Genomic DNA, 20,573 nt, shown 5'->3' on the forward strand with positions numbered 1-20,573 from the left:
CGAGGAGCGCATTGTGCAGCAGACAACCCCGACCCGCTGGATTCACGCGATCACCCTGTGGTGCAGCATCGCCGTGCTGACCGCGCTCTTGTCTGCTTGCGGGTTTCACCTGCGCCAACCGTCACCGATTGCCTTTAAAACCATTTTTATCAAGGGCTCTACGCAAATCAATATTGCGCTCAAAAAGGCCTTGGTAGAACAGGGTGTCAAGGTTGTGACCGACGCAGAAGAAGCTGAGCTACAGCTGGAACTGCTCAAAGAAGAAAACGAACAACGTATTCTGTCTCTGAGCGGAACCGGTGTAGTGCGTGAATACGAGCTGTACTACCGCGTGCAATACCGTACCAAAGTCACCGGTGAGCCAACTTGGGCACTGCCGTTGATCATGGAAGGCCGTCGTGACTATACCTATAACGACGCCAACTTGCTGGCCAAGCAGGCCGAGCAAAAAATGCTCAGTGACAGCATGCAGTTAGACGTGCTCAACGGCATCATGCGACGACTGTCTGCCCTTAAAAAAGCCGAATAGCCATGCGCATTCAGGCAGCGCAACTCGCGCAATACTTGCCTCCCAAACAGCATTTGTTCGTGCTGGCGGGTGATGAGCCCCTCTCCATCACCGAGGCCATAGACCAGATCCGCGCCGCCGCACGCCAACATGGCGCGCAAGAGCGTGCCAGTTTTACTGTAGAACGCTACTTCAACTGGGGACAAGTCAGCCAGTTTCTGCAGAGCTTTTCGCTGTTTGCCGAGCAACGCATTCTTGAAATCAACCTCCCCACCGGCAAGCCCGGCGTGGAAGGCGCCAAAGCCTTGCAGCAACTGGCAGAACAGCCTGCGGCTGATACCACCATCATCCTCACCCTGCCCGCCCCAGACCGTGACATGACCAGCAGCGCCTGGTACGAAGCCCTGTCACAACATGGGGTGCTGCTGGTACTGAACCAGGTGCCGCTGGCACAACTGCCGGAGTGGATTGCGCAGCGACTGGCCATGCAACAGCAAACTGCAGATGAAGCCTCGCGCCGCTTTATTGCCGAGCAGGTCGAAGGCAATCTGCTGGCCGCCCATCAGGAAATCCAAAAACTGGGCTTGCTCTATCCCCCCGGCCCGCTCAGTGAAGACGCCATCCGCCAATGCGTGCTTAATGTGGCCCGCTTTGATGTCTCGCAACTGGGGGAAGCCATGTTGCAAGGCGATCCGCAACGCGTGATGCGCATGCTCGAAGGCCTGCGCGAAGAAGGCGAAACCGCGGTGGCGGTCATGAATCCGCTGATTTGGCTGTTCCGCCCATTGTTGCAGGTAAGGCTGGCCATGCAACAAGGCATCGCCATGCAAGCCGCGCTGAGTCAGGCCAGGCTATTTGGTGACCGCCAGCAATTAGTCAGGCGCGCGCTGGAATTTTTACCGCAAAAACATATCGAAGCTGCTTTGCAAAAACTGTCTGACATAGACCGTATGGCAAAAGGCGTGGGCGATGGCGATGCCTGGCTGGAGCTGTCAAGGCTATGTACAGGCATTGCGCGCATGGCAGCCAACAAGACGGCCAGAACCGCCACAGGCAGGTCTCGTTAAGGTTTTCAGTTAGAATAGCGATTATGGACATTCAACACTATATGAAACAACTGGGGGAGCAGGCACGCGCCGCCTCCCGCTTGATGGCAAAAGCTGACACCAACACCAAGAACCAGGCGCTGCGCAATATTGCCGCCTTGATCCGTCAGCACGAAAAAGCCCTGCTCGCCGCCAACCAGCAAGACCTGCAAGCCGCCCAAGCCAATGGCATGGAAGCCGCCATGCTGGACCGCCTGACATTAAGCGAGAAATCGGTGGCAACCATGGCAGAAGGCCTGGAACAAATTGCCAGCCTGCCAGACCCGATTGGCGAAATGAGCAATTTCAAATACCGTCCTTCCGGCATCCAGATCGGCCAGATGCGCGTACCGCTGGGCGTGATCGGCATTATTTACGAGGCCCGTCCTAACGTGACGGTCGATGCGGCGGGTTTGTGTATCAAATCCGGCAACGCCTGCATTCTGCGCGGCGGCTCCGAGGCCATCCATTGCAACCAGGCGCTGGCCAAACTCGTGCATCAGGGCTTGCAACAAGCAGGCTTGCCACAAGCGGCCGTGCTCGTGGTCGAGACCACTGACCGCGCTGCCGTCGGTGAACTCATCACCATGAAACAATATGTGGATGTGATCGTGCCACGCGGCGGCAAAGGCCTGATCGAGCGCATCAGCAACGATGCCCGCATCCCTGTGATCAAACACCTGGATGGCAACTGCCATGTCTATGTCGATGACGAAGCTGACCTGGCTAAAGCCGTGCGTATCCTCGAAAACGCCAAAACCCAGCGTCTGGGCACCTGCAACACGGCAGAGTCACTGCTGGTCGCACGCAGCATCGCCAACACTGCCTTGCCTCAACTGGCCGAGATGCTGCTAGCCAAAGGTGTGGAAATCCGTGGTTGCGACGAAACGCATGCCATCGTGCCACAGGCAAAGGCGGCGACTGAAGAAGACTATTACACCGAATATCTGGCCGCGATTATCTCGTGCAAAGTAGTCAGTGGCGTGGATGAAGCGATTGCGCATATCAACCAGTATTCCAGCCAGCACACCGAGGCGATTGTGACCGAAAACTACACCAAGGCACGCCAGTTTTTGCGTGAAGTGGACTCCAGCAGTGTCATGGTCAATGCCTCTACCCGCTTTGCCGATGGCTTTGAATATGGCTTTGGTGCAGAAATCGGTATTTCTACCGACAAACTGCATGCGCGTGGCCCGGTCGGTCTGGAAGGCTTAACCTCCCTCAAGTATGTCGTTCTGGGTGACGGCCACGTCCGCGCTTAATCACGCTGGCAGGCGTTTGGCTTGTGCAATGCTAGATGCGCAACGCCATAATCTACCCAAAGAGTCATGAAGATGGAATGCATAGGCATTTTCGGCGGCACCTTTAACCCCATTCACAACGGGCATCTGGCGCTCGCGCAGACCGTGCTTGACACGCTGCACTGTACGCAAATCCGCTTTGTACCTGCCGCATTGCCTCCGCACAAGACTGCCCCGGCGGTTACGGCGCAACACCGTGCTGCCATGGTCAAGCTTGCCATTCAGGCGCATCCGCAATACGTGCTCGACAGCTGTGAACTGGATCGCCAGGGCCCCTCTTACACCATAGAGACGTTACACCTGCTCCGCCAGCGTTTCCCCGAGCAATCCCTCTGCCTGCTCATTGGCCAGGATAGCTACCAGCAATTGCCGACCTGGCACCGCTGGCAGGAGCTGCTGGAGTATTGCCATCTGTTGGTTGTGCACCGTGCAGACTTGGCATCCAGGCTTGTGTTACATGCAGAACACACGGAAAAGTTCGTGGCTATCGAGGCCTTTGCCAGCCAGTGTGCAGCCGCTACGCATGGCTTCATCGGCTATTTGCCCGAGAGCCCGCCGGCGATTTCCTCGACCGGCATCCGTGCAGCACTGGCGCATCCAGGCCAGAATTTGACAGACCAGTTGCCTGCGTCTGTGCTCCAGTATATCCAGCAGCACCATCTATATCAGTCGGCTTAAGCCTCTTGCAGTCCCCATCGGGTGGCATGCTGTCGCATTTTGCCCTAAACGCAGGATGCATCATGGCTATTTTTAGCCCAGACACGGCAGTATGCTCAACAGCAGAAATAAAATCGCTATACTGCGGTTAAAACAACTCTAAATTACTTATCAAGAGGATACGTCTGCGATGAAATTGTTAACCTGGTCTCTCACTGCTTTGCTCGTTGCGTCCCCGTCCGCATTTGCCAATATTGATATCCAATTTGACTTTAGTTACGATACCAGCGGCTTCTTTAACAGCACCAACATTCAAACCCTCAATTCGGCTGCCTCGGTGTTTGAAACCCGTATTACCGACTCACTAAGCGCCATTAATTCAGGCGGCCTCAACAACTTCCAGGGTCTGATTCTTGACCCCTCGGATATTAACCAAACGCAAACGCTCTCCAATCTGAGTGTGGCGGCAAATGTGATCAAAATATATGTGGGTAGCGATAACCTTGGTGGCTTCACCATTGGCGCAGGCGGGTCCGGCGGCTATTCATGTAGTGGGCTAGGCAGTTTTTGCGCCAACGCCGTCGACCGTGGCCAGACTAACACCACGGGTAACAGTGCCACCGACTTTGCCACCTGGGGTGGCATGATCAGCTTCAACAGTTCAACCTCATGGTATTTTGGCCAGGATCAGGCAGGTTTGACCAATACCCAATTTGATTTTTACACGGTGGCCGTACACGAAATTGCCCACGTGCTTGGCTTTGGCCTGGCCCCCTCGTTTGAAGCACAGGTCAACGGCAGCAATTTTAACAGTAGCGAAACCGGGACCGTCGCCCTCAGCAATGACCTGGCGCACTGGGCACCCGGCACCATGAGCACGGTTGGCGGAACACTGCAGGAGACGGTGATGGACCCAGACATTACTCCTGGCACACGCAAATATTTTACCGATCTGGATTATGCAGGCATGGCAGCTATCGGTTGGTCCGTCGTAACACCGGTGCCTGAATCCAGCATCAGCCTGAATCTGTTGGCGGGCGGCCTGTTGCTTGGCCTGCTATACAGACGTAACCTTGGCAGCAGACGTCAAACGGTAATCAACGCATACGCTTAGCAAGGCTAGCCTAGACCATGCGTTTGCGCGCCAAAAACTGATCCAGTTGCCGCGCGAACGCATGGCGGTCAGACGCCTGCATGGCATTGGGGCCCTGCGTTTCCACCCCGCTGGCGCGCAGTGATTCCATAAAGTCGCGCATAGCCAGCCGCTCGCGGATATTCTCTTCAGAATAAAACTCCCCGCGTGGATTCAACGCATGGCCTTGTTTTTCAATCACCTGCGCGGCAAGCGGGATATCTGCCGTAATCACCAAATCGCCCGCTTCCAGCATCGCCACGATCTCGTTATCTGCCACATCAAACCCCTTGGCGACTTGCAAGGCGCGCAAATAGGCTGAGGGCGGCACATAGAGAACTTTGTTGGCGACAAAGGTAGTCATGACCTGACTACGCTCCGCCGCCCGAAACAGGATGTCCTTGATCACGCCCGGGCAGGCATCGGCATCCACCCAAATCCGCATTAACCGGCTTTCGGCACCGGTCTGGCGCTAAATAATGCGCCGCCTTGTGGTTTGTGGCCCCCTGGCTGACGCGCAGATTTTTGCTGGGCAGCAGGATGTCCAGATGCATTCGCCGGTTTTTTCTGCCCAGCGTGTTGTCCAGCGTTGCGCGGGTTGCTTGTCGCGGAATGGGGTTGACCTGGTTTCGGCTGATGTTGTCTGGGTTGGCCTGGTGTCTGACTACGCCCCGCGTCACGGGGCGCCTGGCCCGATTTAGGCGCAGGCCGTTGACCGCGTGGCTGAGTCCGTGATGGCCGATCCGGTTCTTCACTGCTTTTTTCGGGGGCGACAAAGCCCTCTACTGGCAGCTTGGGGATCTCACGCTTGATCAGCTTCTCAATGTCTTTCAACAATTTGACTTCTTCCCTATCCACCAGCGACACCGCCGCCCCAGTGGCGCCAGCACGGCCAGTCCGGCCGATGCGGTGCACATAGTCTTCGGGCACGTTAGGCAGCTCAAAATTCACCACTTGCGGCAGCTGGTCAATATCCAGGCCACGTGCAGCAATATCGGTCGCCACCAGCGCAGTGATCCCCCCCGCTTTAAACTCGGCCAGCGCCGCCGTGCGGGCATTCTGACTCTTGTTGCCATGAATCGCCATGGCCGGGATGCCGTCTTTTACCAGCTTCTCCGCCAGCCGGTTCGCGCCATGTTTGGTACGCGTAAATACCAGCACTTGCTCCCACTGATGTTGCTTGATCAAAAAGCTCACCATCTCACGCTTGTGCGACTGCGGCACCATATGCACACTTTGCTCAATCAGCGCGTTTGAGGTGTTCCGACGCGCCACTTCCACCAGGTCCGGGTTATTCAGCAGATTATCTGCTAGCTGTTTGATTTCATCGGAAAACGTCGCCGAGAACAGCAGGTTTTGCCGCTGCTTGGGCAGCAAGGCCAGCACTTTTTTAATGTCGTGAATAAAGCCCATATCCAGCATGCGGTCGGCTTCATCCAGCACCAGAATTTCAATGCCAGACAAATCCAGCGCCTTCTGGTTAGTCAGGTCGAGTAAGCGGCCCGGCGTCGCTACCATGATATCGAGTGGTTTTTTCAAGCGGCTGATTTGCGGGTTAATGCCCACCCCGCCAAACACCACCATGCTTTTCAATGGAAGATATTTACCGTAAGTGGTCACTGACTCGCCGATCTGCGCCGCCAGCTCGCGTGTTGGCGACAGAATCAGGCAACGCGGCTTGCCTGCGGCGGTTTGTTTTAACGGGGTTTCAGACAAGCGATGCAAAATCGGCAAGGTAAAGCCAGCGGTTTTGCCTGTCCCGGTTTGCGCACCGGCCAGTAAATCGCCACCGCGCAATACATAAGGAATCGCCTGCGCCTGAATCGGCGTCGGTGAGGTATAGCCGGCATCGGCAATCGCGCGCAACACAGGCGCGCACAAATTCAAATCAGCAAACGTCGTGTTTGCAGGGGTATTTTCTTGTGACAAGGTTATTCAACTTTAATAGTGTGCATCGCCCATCACAAAAGACAAGCATGCAACAAATTATTGGGCGTTGGTCTGTTGCCGCAGCAACACCAATCTGGACAAACGAGGATTATATCGATGATTTATGACAAGGCCGCTGTGAGGATTGGTAGTTCACAGGGTAGTTACATTATACCCGCTATTTACGCAAACACTGTATTTAAAAATGTCTGCATCCAATCAAGCCACGGATGACGGACTTTTTTGCGTGGTGATCGTCTGAAACGTCCACGCCACAAAGCGGCTTTGCTTCTGGCCTTGCGCCATCTCCACCGTTTTTACCGTCAGTGCCCGCGCTTTTTTGAGTTCACGCATCACCAGCGGCAGGTTGCTGGCTTTGGAGACCAGCGTGGTAAACCATACACACTGTTGGGCAAAATGCCTGCTCTCGTGAATCATGGTGGTTAAAAACGCTGCCTCACCGCCCTCATACACCAACTCATTGGACTGGCCGCCAAAATTCAGTGCTTGCGGTGGCCGCTTGCCCAGCCCGCGCCATTTACGCTGTGTGCCCGCCTGTGCCTCAGCCGCCGAGGCATGAAAAGGCGGGTTGCACATGGTCAGCGTCCATTGCTCGCCCGGCAAGATCACGCCGTTAAAAATGGCAGCCACATTCGGCTGCTGGCGTACAGAAATCAGTGGCTGCAAGCCATTGGCTTCAATCAGTTGCTGTGCATTGCGCAAGGCGTTGGCGTCAATATCCACGCCCAAGCATTGCCAGCCATAAGTCTGGGCCGCAATCAGCGGATAGACTAGATTGGCGCCGGTGCCGATATCGAGCAAACGCACAGATTGCGCATGACCAGACTCGGCCAATAAATCCGCCAGGTAATGCACATAATCGGCCCGGCCAGGAATAGGCGGACATAAGTAATGCTTGGGAATATCCCACACCGTCACGCCATAATACTGCTTGAGCAAGGCCTGGTTTAAGGTTTTCACTGCCTGCGGATGAGCAAAGTCTATCGAGTCATCGCCATAGGCATTCGGGCGCACATAGGGCGCCAGGGCCGTATGTGCCTGCACCAGCAGCGCAAAGTCATAGCCCTCGCGGTGCAGATTGCGTGGATGCAATGCAGATGAAGAACTGACGGGCTTCATGCCTAAGTATTCGCCAATTGCACTTGGTCAGCGCGCCTAAGCAGCCGCTGCCTTGGCGCGTGCGGCATGCAATTTACGGTAGCTATCCAGCAGTCTATGGTGTCTGTCCAGCCCATCCAGCTGCAAGTTGGTCGGCGTCAGGCCATAAAAGCGCACACTGCCATCGACAGCGCCTAGCACCGCGTCCATACGCGCATCACCAAACATGCGGCGGAAGTTTAGCTCGTAATCGGCCAGGTGCAGCTCGTCATCAAGCGTCACTTCGAGCACGGCATTCAGGGCCTGGTAAAACAAACCGCGTTCCAGGGTGTTGTCGTTGTACTGCAAAAACGCCCCCACCAGATCCTGCGCCTCCTCAAACTGCTGCAAAGCCAGGTTGATGAGTAGCTTAAGCTCCAGCACCGTGAGCTGGCCCCATACCGTGTTCTCGTCAAACTGGATGCCGATCAAGGTCGCAATATCGCTGTAGTCATCCAGCTCGTTATTCTCCAGCCGCTCCAGCAAGGCCTGCAGGCGGTCATCGTCCAGTTGATGCAGGTTCAGGATATCTTCGCGGAACAACAACGCTTTATTGGTGTTATCCCACACCAGGTCTTCCACCGGATACACCTCAGAATAATCAGGCACCAAGATGCGGCATGCCGTCGCGCCAAGCTGGTCATACACCGCCACATACGCTTCTTTACCCATCTCGGCCAAAATGCCGAATAAGGTCGCGGCTTCGTCAGCGTTGGCATTGTCGCCCTTGCCAGAAAAGTCCCACTCGACAAACTCGTAGTCCGATTTGGCACTGAAAAAGCGCCACGACACCACACCGCTAGAGTCAATAAAATGCTCAACAAAGTTATTCGGCTCAGTCACCGCTTCGCTGACAAAGGTCGGCTGCGGCAAGTCGTTGAGGCCTTCAAAACTGCGGCCTTGCAGCAACTCGGTCAGGCTGCGCTCGAGCGCGACTTCCAGTTTTGGGTGCGCGCCAAACGAGGCGAACACGCCACCGGTGCGCGGGTTCATCAGCGTCACGCACATGACCGGATATTGCCCGCCCAACGACGCATCTTTCACCAGCACCGGAAAGCCCTGCGCCTCCAGCCCCTCAATGCCCGCCACAATGCCGGGATACTTGGCCAGCACCGCTGGTGGCACATCCGGCAACGCCATTTCACTTTCAATAATCTCGCGCTTAACGGCCCGCTCAAAAATCTCGGACAAGCATTGCACCTGCGCCTCGGCTAGCGTATTGCCCGCGCTCATGCCATTACTGGCGTACAGGTTTTCAATCAGGTTAGACGGAAAATACACCACCTCGCCATCTGACTGCCGCACAAACGGCAGCGCGCAAATGCCACGCTCACGATTGCCAGAGTTGGTATCAATCAAATGTGAGCCACGCAACTCGCCATCCGGGTTGTAAATGGCCCGCGTGTAGTCATCCAGAATCTCTTTTGGCAGCGCATCTTTGCGCCCCGGTTTAAACCAGCGCTCGTTCGGGTAATGCACAAAGTCGGCATTGGCAATGTCTTCGCCCCAATAAGACCCGGCATAAAAATGGTTGTTACTCAACCGCTCAATATACTCACCCAGCGCCGAGGCCAGCGCACTTTCCTTGGTCGCGCCTTTGCCGTTGGTAAAGCACATGGGCGAATGCGCATCGCGGATATGCAACGACCACACATTAGGCACAATATTGCGCCACGACGCGATCTCGATCTTGATACCCAGGCTCGCCAGCAAACCGGTCATATTGGCAATGGTTTGCTCCAGCGGTAAATCCTTGCCAGTGATATACGTCCTCGTCTCCGCCGCCGGGTTCACCGTCAGCAAGGCCTGCGCATCGGCATCCAGGCTTGCCACTTCTTCAATCACAAACTCAGGCCCGGTCTGCACTACTTTTTTCACCGTGCAGCGGTCAATCGAGCGCAAAATGCCAATGCGGTCTTTTTCAGAGATATCAGCAGGCAACTCAATCTGTATCTTGAAAATCTGCTTGTAGCGGTCTTCCGGGTCGACAATATTGTTATGCGACAAGCGGATGTTTTCAGTCGGAATATTGCGGGTGCTGCAATACAACTTCACAAAATACGCCGCGCACAGTGCCGATGAAGCCAAAAAGTAATCAAATGGCCCAGGCGCCGAGCCATCGCCCTTGTAGCGGATAGGCTGGTCGGCAATCACCGTGAAGTCATCAAACTTGGCTTCAAGGCGGAGCTTATCGAGAAAATTGACTTTAACTTCCATGGGGGGCTTCCAAATGCGGCAAAATGCTAAGGGCGTTATTATCCCTCACAACGACTTTACCACCTAAGGATAAATGGCAAGCTGCTGATTAATTGAGCTTTTTAAAATGGATGACACATGAGCAATGTAGCTATTGCTCTAAAGACTGATCCCCCTCAAGCGCAAGCCTGACCACTGCTGATGCCCTAGTCAGATAATGGCTCCAGAGCAACCAATATCGATAAAACCGTAATACTTGCCAGTGCGCAAAGTGCGACTGTGAGACGCCCGAAGGGGCTATAGCGGGGGCATTCCTGAAGGGTTAAAGTTATTGAACATTAATTAACAGGGAAAAGAAATGAAATTGGCAAACTTAAAAAAATTAGCAGACGCCTTTCAGGTGCTGTAATGATCGCCGCCGCGATGTTCGCAGCCTCCAGCCAAGCCAATGCAGCAATCACTCAAGCAGACTGGAAAGTTGCAGGCGATGGCGCGATCACGCGTGACACATCAAGCAATCTGGAGTGGCTGGATGTCTCAGTGAGTATTAATCAGTCATTTAATTATGTTTCTACACAATTTGGTGCAGGCGGGCTTTATAGTGGGTTTCGTTATGCAACCGGCGATGAAGTGGCCACATTATTTACAAACGCCGGTCTTAATTTTACTTACTCAAGCTCATCTTCAGATGCAACCAAGGTTAATAGTTTGATTTCGCTCGTAGGTGCAACCAGTAATACCAACGAATTCTTTAGAAGCAGTTTATGGACAAGGGGCATTGCGATTCAAACACCTTTTGACTACAACCCAGGGACTGGCAACTATCAAACGACAGAGGCAAGAATCTACACTGAAGTGCAAAGCTTTGGGCCATCATTTACAATGTATACAGCTGCAACAAGCGTTATTCGTGGCGCATGGCCTATTCAGACTGCGCAGAGTGATGTAGGTAGCTGGTTAGTGCGCAATGCCGCTGTATCGCCAGTCCCAGCGCCTGCCGCTGCCTGGATGTTTGCCGCAGGTTTGCCATTGATAGGGGCATTTGTACGCCGTCGTAAAGCATAGTTTAAGCAAGATAGTTATTAAGGGGCGCAATTCGCGCCCCTTTTTCATATGGCGTTTCATCCATCCCAAAAACATCAAACTAGCGGATATCGTTAAATAAGCGCCATCACACTCTGACCTGTAATTATTTCAGAAATGGCAATTTGGCTAATATATCAGTGGTGTTCGGCTTTTATTGACAATGAATTGATACTGAGCACATCGTTTTTTCATTTAAACACTGAGTCCAGATGCTTGAAGCAAGTGTGCAGACCCGTAAAACGGTCAGCACTCGCGTCTCGTAAAATGAAGTCAAAAACAATTAAGTTTGTGTGATATTCTTCAAAGAATAAAACGACATTCTTCAGGGGTTACCACCATGGCTGCTGATGACAGAAAATTCATCATGCTGACAGATTATCTGCATGAACCTGTCATCCATTATGATCGTGATTGCAAACGTACCTATATCAATCCCGCAGCAGAAAAACTGGTTGGTGAACCGGCTAAAGATCTTGAAGGCAAAACACCCAGCTCGCTCAGACCCTCCTCCGTCGCTTTACAACACTACCAAGAAAAAATCCGTGGCGTCATAGAAACCGGCACGGATACGGAGTTTGATTTTTTTCTAGACCGGCTGCCTGATGGTCCGAATGTCCACACCAAGGTGCTCAGAATTCATGCCGTCCCCGAGCTGGATAGTGATAACAACGTGGTGGGCGCCCTTGCGATTGCGCATGACATCACGGCACTCAAGTTAAGTGAAAAACGTTTACGCGCACTGATTGAAAACCATCCCGACCATATTACCCGCTTTGACCAGCATGCCAGATACAGCTACGTCAGCCCTTCTCTCACAGCATTGTTTGGCATAGAGGAATCCACGCTGCTGGGTAAGACCCTGCTTGAATCTGATCAGATTGCCACGCCAGCAGAACGCAATAAAATTCACCACGCGATTTTGCAAACCCTAGAGCAAGAAACAGCTTGTACCATTGAGAGCCACTGGCCGCATGACCGCGTCATAGAGCTTCGTCTTGTTCAGGAAAAAGATGCCATCGGCGAGGTCTCGGGGGTGCTTTGCATCTTGCGTGATATCACCCAGCAAAAGCAGTCCGAAAAAGCAATGCTGACACTCAATCGTTCACTGCGTTTGTTGAGTAGCTGTAACCAGATGCTCATTCATGCAGAAAACGAACAACACCTGCTCAACGATATTTGCCAGTTGGTGATTGACTCTGGGGGCTATCCACTGGCCTGGGTGGGTTATCCCAACTATGGCACCTACCAACCCCTGCGCATTGCCGCAATGGCCGGTCAAAAGCTGACGAAGACGATTGCGCTTGAGCAGCAAACCCCGGAAATCAGCCTGGCCGTGAAAGCCTTTCAAAGCGAGCGTGTAGAGATTATCCAGGACTATCCCAATGCAGCCCGCTTGAATAATTTGGGCGACCTCGCCAGCCAGGAAGGCCTGCTTTCATGCATCGCCTTGCCACTCAAAGTGGCAAAACAGACCATAGGCGTGATCACAATCTACGCCTCCCGCACCTATGCGTTTTCTGATGAAGAGGTCACCCTGCTCGATGAACTCGCCAATGACCTGGCGTTTGGCATTCAGTCCCTGCGTATCCGTGCCGAACATCGGGAGGCAGAAACAAAACTGGAATATCTGGCGCACCATGACCCACTGACCGGCCTCCCTAACCGCCTGTTACTGCGCAAGCGTTTTGAACAGTTCATCCATCAAGCCAACAAGCGCGAATACGGCCTCGCCATGCTGTTTCTTGATATGGACAACTTCAAAGAGATCAATGACAGCTTTGGTCATGCCGTAGGCGATGCGCTGCTAAAAGAGGTGGTCAGGCGCCTCGAACGTATGCTGTCAGAGGCTTGCATGCTTAGCCGCGAAGGCGGTGACGAATTTGTGCTGCTGATCAATAACGCCCAGGCATCCGATATCGTGACTCAAACCGCACAGCAAATTCTTAACGCCATGCAAGAGCCGTTTGAGGTCAGCGGTAATACACTGCATGCGTCTTTCAGTATCGGCATCAGCCTCTATCCAAACGATGGCAAAGACTTTGAAACCCTACGCAAAAACGCCGATGCCGCCTTATATCTGGCAAAAGATTGTGGCCGTAATACCTACCGCTTTTTTGTCACGCAGATGAATGCCGACGCGCAAAAGCGCATGCGTATTCAAACAGACCTGCACACAGCACTTAAAAATAATGAGTTTTTACTGCACTACCAGCCACAAATACGCCTATCTGATGGCCGCATCAGTGGCATTGAAGCCTTAATCCGCTGGCAAAATGCAGATGGGCAGATGCTCCCGCCAAGCGAGTTCATACCTATCGCAGAACAAAGTGGGCTGATTATCCAAATGGGTCAGTGGGTGCTGCGGGAAGCCTGCCGGCAACTGGCCGCTTGGCACCAGCAAGGGCAAACCCAGCTGGTTGTAGCGGTCAACTTATCCTCACACCAGTTCCGCCATGGCAATATAGTAGAAACCATCAGCGCTGCACTGCATGATTTCGGCCTGCCCCCGCAATGCCTGGAGCTCGAACTGACAGAATCTATCCTGATTCAGGACACAGAATCCGTCATCAGCACCCTGCACACGCTAAAACACATCGGGGTCAAACTAGCCATTGATGACTTCGGCACCGGCTATTCCAGCCTGTCTTATCTTAAACGACTGTCTGTCGACAAACTCAAAATTGATAAATCCTTCATCCGTGACCTTCACAAAGACCAGGACAGTGCAGAAATTGTCCGTGCGATCATCCAACTTGGGCACATTTTGCAACTCACCGTGATTGCAGAAGGGGTAGAGACTGAGCAGCAACTGGCTTTTCTCACCGACAGTCATTGCGACGAAATACAGGGATATCTGTTTAGCCGCCCGGTCGCCGCAGAAAAAATACCAGAGATACTTGCTCGAATAGGCATGACGGCCTAATCCAGAATCTTATAGCTCATCGTTTACCAAGCTAAGGGGCGTAACTTTTCCGCAAATGCTAGGCTGCTGATTAACTGAGTTTTTTAAAATACGTTACGCTCAGAAATATATTGTAGTGTCAGAGTAAAATGACTTATGACAGATTTTTACTCTGACCCCAAATATCCGAAAAATCGTAGCCTATTCGATGCTGGTTGCGTGAATGAAGGCTTGAGGAATAAGATTCGGGTTTAATAAAACACTAATCGGAATTAGCTTTAAGCACCAACGCCGATCATTATAAAAAAAATAAGTTTAGTCTGAAACAATACTACTTTTCGCTCAAAGCATAATCACTATTGTTCAGTTTATTTTCAACCAACTCAGCAATATTCATATCTCTACATTTATTCATTTTGGCAGTCGCACAACTAAATTTCTGACCATGAAACAACTCTCTGGCCTTCTCAAAGTAAACTCGTGCAGCTTGCTTGTGGCCCATTCCTTCAGCCGCCAACCCTAAGTGATAATAAGATAAATCTGATTTGTGATTTACCTTGATGAGCGTTTGCATCAATCTTCGCCAATCTTCTTTTTGAATATATTCATTGATCGTTGAATTATTCATGAAATTGGTAAGACCACAATTAATGCAGGTAAGCTCCAGCTTACCCTCTTTAAAAAGCGCAAACTCAGCCGAGTAAAACACACGTGGTTTTGAATCTATCTTAGGCATTGCGAAGCTGCTGGTTGTCCCATCCGCATTAACTACCCGAACATTACTCGAATTGGCAAGTGGATCAATGCCCATTTTCACAAAGTTATAGCTTGGTTTGTAATCCGCAGTGTACGTTAATTTACTCTGGGCATAGATTTGCTGCATAGGCTCTTGCAAGGCTTTAAAGGCATCAATACGGTTTGGTGGTGATGGGTGCGTACTCCAAAAATCACCTCGAGACTCCTGATTTGTGACAGCCATCATTTTTTCCCAAATACTGATAGCCGCTGCCGGGTCGTAACCTGCTTGCGCCGCAATTTCCACTCCCATCTTATCCGCTTCAGTTTCAGCAGTTCTGCTATTTGGTAGTGTGATAAATGCAGCAGTACCAATCACAGCCATATCCTGAACCGCTCTTTGGGTATTTTGGTTATATCTACCATTGTTACCTTCAGATGCAGCGGCTGCGACAGCAACAGTGCCGACAATAATCTGGCCAAGCATTTGATTAGACATCTTTTCGGCGCCGTGATTGGCTAAAGCATGAGAAATCTCATGCCCCATTACTTGAGCTAACTCATCATCAGTTGGTTGAATTTTTTCAAGTAATCCGGTATTTACTCCCATTTTGCCTCCTGGCATGCAAAAAGCATTAGGAGTCTCATCTTCAATCACATTAACCTGCCAGTTCCAGGCGACTGTCTCAGGCCTGAATTCAATAGCTCGATGTACAAGCCTATTTGTGATTGTTCTAACCCGTTCATTTACTTCAGGGTCTTTTGAAATTTTCCCTTTTTTGTCATAACTATCTACAAGTGACATATACATACTGTCACTTCTTTCTATCACCGTTTTTTCAGAAACTAGCGCGAGTTGCTTTCTGCCTGTCATAGCATTGGTCGCACATCCTGAAACCACTATTAACAAGACCCCAATAGCTAACAACTTGATGAAATTCATCGTTGCAACCTCTCTGAATATTTTTTATGTTTTATTTATGGCTAGTAGAATAATTTGTTTTTGAATTGATGTAAATTTTTCAGTTTTCTAAAGTTTTAAATAAAAAACTTAGGCTCTGAATTATAAATTATTAGTTTTTGGCGGAATAAATCTGCAGCATTTCTCTAACTGTGGCACTGCTTTATCTTCTTCTAAGTTAGTGATCTGATTCTGTACCATGCCAAACATCAGAATACCGCTCGGATACGGCGCGAAGCCTGTCACTTTTGAAACGCCGGTGATTTCATAAAAATATCGCTTGTTCGGCAGAATATCTTCAGTGAACTCGACATCTCTCTGACCAGACAAAAAAGACCATCTCGATGCAAACTTATGCTTACCTGGCCCTAAATAAACCCAGGAAAAACTTTCTTGAGCAAGACTCACGATCTCAACATCATCAATGTAAATAGTAGATTTCCAGGCAGTCGGTTCAGCATACTCTCTGTAGAAATAGAATATGGACTTATTTTCCTGGCTTTCAGTGGCTTTTGCCACATGAAAGCTGGGTGCAGTCGCTGGCGCTTTACAACTAGTGAGTAAAACAACTTGCAGAACAACAATTAATAAGCATATGCGGCTATTGAACATGTTAGTTTTTCCTAAATTTTAGTTATTTTGTTGATTTTATTTTAGTGCACGTGATGTCTGGAGTAAGGAGAGAATGATTAAAAATGACGTACTAAATACTTTAACTCTGCCCCAATATCCATTTAAATCAAAAACAATTAAGATTCACCATTTATTAACTCGTATATAAGTTTTTCCAATACCTTACCGTTCTCTGATGAATTAGAACGCATCTCATTCATAACTTTGAGTTTAAGTTTTCTAGATCCTTGTTTAAGCTTTATTCTTTGCCCCAAATCACTAAACAATTTCTTCCCATCACATTCAGTTTTCCAATCCGCATTCCAGCTAGCTTCTAACTCTCTACGGCGCACTCTGCAGTTTTCTAAGAAATCATTATCCAAGTTATCATCTACTGCCACAAATTCATTCTTGATAACTGATAACCGTTGAGTAAGTAATCGCGAAAGACCAGTTAAATCTTTACCCTTCATATCTTTTGACTCGATAGACTCAATAGAAGTATTGGTAAATTTATACGATTGATAAATCTGTTTAAAAGCAATGTAATCAAGTTGGGATAAGCAAATTAACTTTTCTCATAAACCGGCTGCACACCCAACTTTTTAATTCTTTTCTTAAATGGCTTAAACGCGCCAGACTTGAGCGAAACAATAAACAAATGGATGGGAAACTCTTTGCTCACCAAGCGCTCGATGACTTTTTTCGAGGGGTCGGTGAGTGAAAAAGTGGGCATCTCAAACGCGAGCAGATAGTCACCCTTGGTGTTGTCGGCATCTAACACGCGCTTGAGTAAATAGACCCTTTTAATGTCCTTAGCTTCGCTGGCGATGACGGCTCTGATTTGTTGCACGGTGGCGTCGTCGAGGTCGTGTTGTGCCAGCGTTGCGGCTGGGGTTAAGGTGGAGAGCTCCTGGTGAATGGCTTGCAACTTGTTGGCGCGGGCTTGGTAGCGTTGCAGGTATTCATCGGCGCGGGCCGGGTTTTTGGCGGCGTAGTAGTGATAGGCTTGCTCGCAGGCGGCGAGGATGGCGGATTCGTCTTGCGCCATCACGTACTCTAAATCGTCAATACCGGTTTCATCTTCGTCGAGGAGTTTGTACACCCCTACTCTATAGCGGCCTTGCAAATGCTCAGGGTATTGCTGCACAAAGGCTTCAATGGCAGATCGTTGCGGTTCGTCTGGCGTCAGGTCTTCTTTAATGGCAATAACTTGCCATTGTTCGTCGGCACTCAGCGTTTCTTTGGCGAGCAGTTCATTCAAGGTGGCGGTTTGTGCCTGAATATCCTGATGGCGTGCGCTCCAGTTTTGCTCGATGCTGGACTGCCACTCTTGATCAAGCTTGTGGGTGAATTGTGGCAGCTCGGCGCCTAGCCAGGCATCGGCGGCGGAGGTGCTGTTGTCTGCGCGTGGCAGGGTTTTCAGGGCTTCAAGCTCAACGCCTATGGCTTTCAGGCGATCTTTGATGGCGGGATGCGTGTCGAGATGGTTGGTCTCGTAGGTGTAAGCGAGGTCTATGTAACGATGCAGGGTGTCTGGTTCTAGCGTTTGGTTGACGATAGATTGCCAAACGGCGCTTTTATCTTGCATGGGTGTGGGCTCAGTGGCAACGCGTTGCTGGATGTGCGCATGCAGGCATTCTTTTTCGAGCTGGTAGAGCACGTGCACGCGCAACAAAGCGCTGGCGGTGTTTTCTACCCCGGCGATTTTGACCGAGACATGGTCGGCCTGATACTCATTTTTGCGCGCCAACACAAAGCTGTAGGCGTTGAAATAAGGCGCATACCAGCCAAACATTTTGGCTACGTAGCGCGAGCCCCAGTCACGCCAGCCACTGGCCATGTCGTGCAGGCGCGCCCAGGTGGAGCGCAAGCGGTAAATAAAACCGGACCAACGGCTATGGTCGCCAGACAGGTGCCCATACTCATGCGCGATGACCGCCATCGCCTCGCCTTCGGTGAGGCCTTGCAACAGCGGCAAGCCCAGCATCAGGTAATTGGTTTCCCAGCCAAACAGGCCAAAGCGCGGATATTGAATAATCGCCGCATTGATATCGTGAGTGAGCAATACATGGCTGATTTTGGGGCCTGCGAGCGCGGTTTCGAGTGACTTGATTTTTTGCCACAGCGCGGGCGCTTGGGCGGGCGTGAGCTCGGTGCCCACTGGCTTGTCAAAGCGGCTGAACAACACCTTGAAGGAAGCTTTGAGCATCAAGAAGGCGGGCAAGATCATCAAAATCAGCAATTTGCCCAGCTTAAGCAAGATGAGTAGCACTGCACCACCAGCAACAAAGGTCAGCGCGACCAAGCCGATGAGTAAGGCCAACGGGATCAAGGCCATCAAGATAGCAAATCCCAGAATCAAAAAGCCTAGCAGGCTCACGAGGATGACGCGGACAAAATAGGTACTGTAATTTTGCTCGGCCAGCCTTTCGGACCGCGTAATCAGGTTCTCTAAAGATGTTTCACGCATGCGCTATCTACCCCTTTACACCAAAGCCAAAACCATTCCAGTCATGGTCGAATCAAGATGAGGAAATCGTTGCACGCCTAGTTTTGTTGTATGCGTTTAATCACGGGGGATCAAACAGTCTGGCGCACTATTTTTTAATGATTGTAAATGATGAGCTATTTTTTAAAAGGATTTTTTAATACAGACCATAACAGCATCAGCCTTGCACTCAGCAGATGGGTATCACGTTGCTGAGTGCAGCCTAACAATATGTCGCTACACCATGATTAAAGCGACCGGGTAGCCACCGAGCTGGCGATCTGCCGTCATTAACGTCACCCCTTCGACCTGCGTCTGCGCAAGCAACATGCGATCAAAAGGGTCTTTATGCCGCTCTGGCAAGGTGGCGACGCTCATGGCATGGCTGCTATTGATCGCGATCTCCTCAAAACCGTTCTCCAGCAAGTTACGCCGCAATACGGCCAAGTCCACTTTAAAGTCCACCCGGCCCAGGGTGTTTTTGATGGCAACTTCCCACAGACTGGCGCTGCTGAAGAAGAGTTGATTGCCTGTATCTTCAATGAGGGCTTTTGCTTTGCTTGGCAGCTGCTCAGCCCCCGCCGCTGCCCAAAGCAAAATATGGGTATCGAGTAACAGCTTCATCTTACTCGAGGCCAAACAGGGTTGAAATTTCGGCTTTGCCCAACTCGTCAAAATCGGCAGGCACCTGAATTTGACCTTGCATAAAGCCAATACGCTTGATTGCGGGCGGCTCAGTCGCCTCTAACCGGGTGACTTTTACCAGCGGCTTACCCGCTTTGGCAATAATGAAAGACTCCCCATTGACAGCCTGATCCACCAGTTTAGAGAGTTGTGTTTTTGCCTCGTGAATATTGATAATTTGCATGATGCCCAACTTAAACTAAGTTTAGTTAGTTTAGTTTAAATAGAAGGGAGATTGGAGTAAAGACTTTCGGACTCAAGCACAGCTTTTTATGAGCTCTTATGGGGCGTCATGTGGCTAAGCATACAATACGTGAACAGATACTCACTGAACTTCTCTATAACGATCAACTTGAGTTTGCGCAAATAGTTGAGGCGATCTCAACGCACCTCTAACAGCACTTCTGGATGTTTATGCGCAATGCGCATCAAGGTTTGCGCCGCACCTGAAGGTTTAATCCGCCCCTGCTCCCAGGCTTGCAAAGTGCGCACGGATACCCCCAACAATTGAGCAAACTCGCTTTGCGACAACCCCACCTGGTTGCGTGCTGAAACCACAAAGGAAACATCTACCTGCGTGCTACGCGCGACCTTGCCAGCTTTAAGCTCTTTGACTGATGCCAGCAAGTCTGCCTTGAATTGCGCCATCTCTTGATCAACTTTAGTCATTGATGAACTCCTGTTTTAAAGCACTCAAGAAGTCACTGGGGAGATTGTCAAATTTGGCTTTTGCATACACGATCAGCAAGCCAATTTCTCCCTTCTCGAGCTGGTTAACGTAAATCACCCGTACGCCACTGCGCTTACCCATACCATCGCGCGCCCAACGCACTTTGCGACAACCACCACTGTTTGGAATCACATCGCCAGCAAGTGGGTTTGCGGCAATCCAGTTGATAAATTCAACGCGCTCTTCATCACTCCATACCATCTTGGCGTACTTGATAAAGATGCTGGTCTCAACAATGGTAAGCATAAACTATACCCTTAAATAGTACAAACGCAAGCAATCGCCAAACGTGTGATGCACGATTGTTAATTAATGTAAATATAGCATTATCTATTGGGATAGGCGCTCAATCTTCGAGCGATAAAGTTCAACTTAGGCACTAAATTTTAGGTGTTTTATGCAAATA

At 50.8% G+C, this 20,573-nt stretch carries 19 protein-coding genes; 7 read left to right on the top strand and 12 right to left on the bottom strand.

The features are described from left to right. The first annotated feature begins 13 nt into the window (after nucleotides 1–13). The 5 genes from lptE (at nucleotide 14) to GOC95_RS10295 (ending at nucleotide 4,665) form a co-directional block, all read left to right on the top strand. On the top strand, nucleotides 14–529 hold the full coding sequence (gene lptE / locus GOC95_RS10275; protein ID WP_275356968.1) for an LPS assembly lipoprotein LptE: 516 nt from the start codon (nucleotides 14–16) through the stop codon (nucleotides 527–529). A 2-nt stretch (nucleotides 530–531) separates the two neighbouring features. Continuing rightward, nucleotides 532–1,575 (top strand): DNA polymerase III subunit delta, encoded by a 1,044-nt coding sequence (gene holA / locus GOC95_RS10280; protein ID WP_275356969.1) that lies wholly within the window; start codon nucleotides 532–534, stop codon nucleotides 1,573–1,575. Nucleotides 1,576–1,598: 23 nt separating this feature from the next. Then, nucleotides 1,599–2,855 (top strand): glutamate-5-semialdehyde dehydrogenase, encoded by a 1,257-nt coding sequence (locus GOC95_RS10285; protein WP_275356970.1) that lies wholly within the window; start codon nucleotides 1,599–1,601, stop codon nucleotides 2,853–2,855. A gap of 66 nt (nucleotides 2,856–2,921) precedes the next feature. After that, nucleotides 2,922–3,572, top strand: a complete 651-nt coding sequence (gene nadD, locus GOC95_RS10290; protein WP_275356971.1) for a nicotinate-nucleotide adenylyltransferase — start codon at nucleotides 2,922–2,924, stop codon at nucleotides 3,570–3,572. A gap of 169 nt (nucleotides 3,573–3,741) precedes the next feature. Further along, nucleotides 3,742–4,665, top strand: coding sequence for a matrixin family metalloprotease (locus tag GOC95_RS10295; protein ID WP_275356972.1), 924 nt, complete (start codon nucleotides 3,742–3,744; stop codon nucleotides 4,663–4,665). Nucleotides 4,666–4,675: 10 nt separating this feature from the next. Here the strand turns inward: GOC95_RS10295 and GOC95_RS10300 are convergent, their stop codons facing one another. The 4 genes from GOC95_RS10300 to GOC95_RS10315 all read right to left on the bottom strand — a co-directional run bounded on the left by GOC95_RS10300 (nucleotide 4,676) and on the right by GOC95_RS10315 (nucleotide 9,987). Continuing rightward, a complete protein-coding gene (locus GOC95_RS10300) occupies nucleotides 4,676–5,128 on the bottom strand; it encodes a YaiI/YqxD family protein (protein ID WP_275356973.1) in 453 nt (150 codons plus the stop codon). Next, nucleotides 5,128–6,612, bottom strand: coding sequence for a DEAD/DEAH box helicase (locus GOC95_RS10305; RefSeq protein ID WP_275356974.1), 1,485 nt, complete (start codon nucleotides 6,610–6,612; stop codon nucleotides 5,128–5,130). Before GOC95_RS10305 ends, GOC95_RS10300 begins: the two co-directional genes overlap by 1 nt. Before the next feature lie 219 nt (nucleotides 6,613–6,831). Next, the gene (rlmF, locus tag GOC95_RS10310) at nucleotides 6,832–7,752 is read right to left on the bottom strand and encodes a 23S rRNA (adenine(1618)-N(6))-methyltransferase RlmF (RefSeq protein ID WP_275356975.1); all 921 of its coding nucleotides are present in this window, start codon (nucleotides 7,750–7,752) and stop codon (nucleotides 6,832–6,834) included. Between the two features lie 36 nt (nucleotides 7,753–7,788). Then, nucleotides 7,789–9,987 carry an OsmC domain/YcaO domain-containing protein gene (locus tag GOC95_RS10315; protein ID WP_275356976.1) on the bottom strand — a complete coding sequence of 733 codons (2,199 nt, stop codon included), beginning with the start codon at nucleotides 9,985–9,987 and terminating at the stop codon, nucleotides 7,789–7,791. Nucleotides 9,988–10,374: 387 nt separating this feature from the next. On the opposite strand from GOC95_RS10315, the gene GOC95_RS10320 reads away from it, so the two are divergent. Both GOC95_RS10320 and GOC95_RS10325 read left to right on the top strand, forming a co-directional pair. Then, on the top strand, nucleotides 10,375–11,031 hold the full coding sequence (locus GOC95_RS10320) for a hypothetical protein (protein ID WP_275356977.1): 657 nt from the start codon (nucleotides 10,375–10,377) through the stop codon (nucleotides 11,029–11,031). A gap of 358 nt (nucleotides 11,032–11,389) precedes the next feature. After that, complete coding sequence (locus tag GOC95_RS10325; RefSeq protein ID WP_275356978.1) at nucleotides 11,390–13,975, top strand: EAL domain-containing protein; 2,586 nt, start codon at nucleotides 11,390–11,392, stop codon at nucleotides 13,973–13,975. A 310-nt stretch (nucleotides 13,976–14,285) separates the two neighbouring features. Here GOC95_RS10325 and GOC95_RS10330 read toward each other — a convergent pair whose 3' ends face one another. From GOC95_RS10330 to GOC95_RS10365, 8 genes are all read right to left on the bottom strand, one after another. Beyond that, entirely contained in the window at nucleotides 14,286–15,632 is a 1,347-nt protein-coding gene (locus tag GOC95_RS10330) for a M48 family metallopeptidase (RefSeq protein WP_275356979.1), read from the bottom strand. 120 nt (nucleotides 15,633–15,752) lie between these two features. Further along, nucleotides 15,753–16,262, bottom strand: coding sequence for a hypothetical protein (locus GOC95_RS10335; RefSeq protein ID WP_275356980.1), 510 nt, complete (start codon nucleotides 16,260–16,262; stop codon nucleotides 15,753–15,755). 137 nt (nucleotides 16,263–16,399) lie between these two features. Further along, nucleotides 16,400–16,735 carry a hypothetical protein gene (locus GOC95_RS10340; protein ID WP_275356981.1) on the bottom strand — a complete coding sequence of 112 codons (336 nt, stop codon included), beginning with the start codon at nucleotides 16,733–16,735 and terminating at the stop codon, nucleotides 16,400–16,402. Between the two features lie 95 nt (nucleotides 16,736–16,830). Further along, nucleotides 16,831–18,735, bottom strand: a complete 1,905-nt coding sequence (locus GOC95_RS10345; RefSeq protein ID WP_275356982.1) for a M48 family metallopeptidase — start codon at nucleotides 18,733–18,735, stop codon at nucleotides 16,831–16,833. A 255-nt stretch (nucleotides 18,736–18,990) separates the two neighbouring features. Then, the gene (locus tag GOC95_RS10350; RefSeq protein ID WP_275356983.1) at nucleotides 18,991–19,377 is read right to left on the bottom strand and encodes a type II toxin-antitoxin system VapC family toxin; all 387 of its coding nucleotides are present in this window, start codon (nucleotides 19,375–19,377) and stop codon (nucleotides 18,991–18,993) included. Nucleotide 19,378: 1 nt separating this feature from the next. Then, nucleotides 19,379–19,621 carry a type II toxin-antitoxin system prevent-host-death family antitoxin gene (locus tag GOC95_RS10355; RefSeq protein ID WP_275356984.1) on the bottom strand — a complete coding sequence of 81 codons (243 nt, stop codon included), beginning with the start codon at nucleotides 19,619–19,621 and terminating at the stop codon, nucleotides 19,379–19,381. Nucleotides 19,622–19,818: 197 nt separating this feature from the next. Further along, nucleotides 19,819–20,106, bottom strand: a complete 288-nt coding sequence (locus GOC95_RS10360) for a type II toxin-antitoxin system MqsA family antitoxin (protein WP_275356985.1) — start codon at nucleotides 20,104–20,106, stop codon at nucleotides 19,819–19,821. After that, nucleotides 20,099–20,413 (bottom strand): transcriptional regulator, encoded by a 315-nt coding sequence (locus GOC95_RS10365; RefSeq protein ID WP_275356986.1) that lies wholly within the window; start codon nucleotides 20,411–20,413, stop codon nucleotides 20,099–20,101. The genes GOC95_RS10360 and GOC95_RS10365 overlap by 8 nt, the downstream gene beginning before the upstream one ends. Nucleotides 20,414–20,573 lie beyond the last annotated feature (160 nt).

It is taken from the genome of Methylophilus sp. YYY-1 (genome assembly GCF_029132825.1).
GTDB lineage: Bacteria > Pseudomonadota > Gammaproteobacteria > Burkholderiales > Methylophilaceae > Methylophilus > Methylophilus glucosoxydans.